Genomic DNA, 1,998 nt, shown 5'->3' on the forward strand with positions numbered 1-1,998 from the left:
GTCAATCTGAAAAAAGAACAAAGATAACTCTTCTCAAGAATAACAGATATACCAATAAATAGCAAACATATAACGATCATTTCTAATGAAGATATTAAAATTCACCTTAATTTTAATCCAAATACTCTAAAATTACACGCCTTTTTAATCATTTAAATCGAATTTCGCGCCATCCTAACCCCCCCCTCTCATCCAATCTCACATATATAAACTGGATATTCCTAGTTAACATAATTGACATTCTCAGTCAAAAAACACATTAAAAGAAATTCATATTTATTATCAAATGAGTAAATAGTACTTAAGAGGTGATAATGTGGACAAAAATAAATTAAAACTTACATCTTCCGAAATAGGGTCATTATGGGGAGAATATATAAATGGAACAGCAACAGATATCATCAATAGATACATGTTCTCCATCATTGAAGATGAATCAATAAAAACTATTTTTGAGGATGCTATACAGACCTTTGCAAAACAAAAAGAACAACTTACAACCTTTATAGAAAATGAAGGATTTCCAGTTCCTATTGGATTTAACGAAGAATCAGATCTTCATAAAGGTGCAAAGAGATTATTTTCTGATATCTTTTGTTTAAATTATTTACATGTTATTACTTTACATGGTTTACTTGGTCACACAACTTCATTAAGTGTTTCTGTCAGAAAAGATTTAAGGGATTTTTATGATTCATGTGATAACGACGGGAAAAGAATGTATCATCAAACCATTGAATTATTACTTAAAAAAGGAAACTTTCAAAGAGATCCTTATTTTTATCCTGATCAAAATACCCAATTTATTTCCAGTAAAGATTTCACAGATGGTTTTTTTGGAAAAGGGAGACGCTTATCAGCACTAGAAATCATAAGTATTTCTTTTAATCTCAAAAAAAGTATCATGGCTAAGACTCTTTCGATTGGTTTTAGTCAAGTTGCTCAAACAAAAGAAGTAAGAAAATTTTTAAATGATTCAGAACAAACTGCTAACGAACAAATACAATCCTTTTCAAAAATCATGCGTATGGATAATTTACCTGTTCCTATGTCATGGGAGACAGAAGTTACAACTTCAACAGACTCCCCTTTTTCTGATAAATTAATGATGTACCATATCGGATTTTTATTTCAAGCTGCACAAGCATATAATGGGACAGGTCTAGCATCAGCTATGCGAACAGATCTTGTCATGACTTATGAAAAAATCATTTTAAAAAATCTTGGGGTAACAAAAAAATGGTTTAATATTATGGTGAAAAATAAATGGCTAGAACAGCCTCCACTTGCTCCTAATAGAAAAGAAATAGCAAAAAAACAGTAAACAACAATAATATGGAGACTTATAGATGAGAACGAGTCCATTGGAAAATTAATGTGGAGCATAGCATTTCCCGGTTTTGGTCAGTATTTGAATGGAAAGTACGTTAAAGGCACTGCTTTCTTGGCACTTGAATTTATAATTAATGTACAAGCTAATTTTAATTATGTCATACTCCTAAGTTTTCATGGAAAAATTCTCGATGCCATTAAATATACCGATTATCAGTGGTTGATGTTTTATCCTTGCTTGTACTTTTTCTCTATGTGGGATGCAGTAAAAGATGCAAATGGAGGAAAAGGTCCTTATTCTTTTCTTCCATATATGTTTGCCGCATTTTTTGTAACTACTGGATTGATTTTTTCTTCAAATTTAAAGGTTTTCGGTATATTATTAGGTCCAGTTTGGCTCCCAATGCTGCTTACTTTCCCTGGAATAGTAATTGGACTTATAATTAGACAAATATTAAAAATCATTTTTAAAAATCAGCTTTTACATGAATAATAAAAAAGATAATTTATTTTATATTAAATAAAGCTTCAAAGTACCTAGATAAGTACTTTATACAAACTTATCTAACATAATGTTTATTTTAAGCCAAAGAAAAAGATTATTTCCCTAAGCTCTAAATAGACTGATAGCAATATATAATTTATCCCAGCCTTAACAGGCAGTAA

Annotated in this window: 2 protein-coding genes; both read left to right on the forward strand. The window is 30.1% G+C overall.

Features of this window, described 5'->3' with window-relative positions:
* Nucleotides 1-316 precede the first annotated feature (316 nt).
* Nucleotides 317-1,324, forward strand: coding sequence for a DUF3231 family protein (locus BFA01S_RS21415; RefSeq protein ID WP_066235657.1), 1,008 nt, complete (start codon nucleotides 317-319; stop codon nucleotides 1,322-1,324).
* Nucleotides 1,325-1,375: 51 nt separating this feature from the next.
* The gene (locus BFA01S_RS21420; protein WP_066235659.1) at nucleotides 1,376-1,825 is read left to right on the forward strand and encodes a hypothetical protein; all 450 of its coding nucleotides are present in this window, start codon (nucleotides 1,376-1,378) and stop codon (nucleotides 1,823-1,825) included.
* The last annotated feature ends 173 nt before the right edge of the window (nucleotides 1,826-1,998 follow it).

The organism is Metabacillus fastidiosus NBRC 101226, assembly GCF_001591625.1.
Taxonomy (GTDB): Bacteria; Bacillota; Bacilli; order Bacillales; family Bacillaceae; genus Metabacillus; species Metabacillus fastidiosus.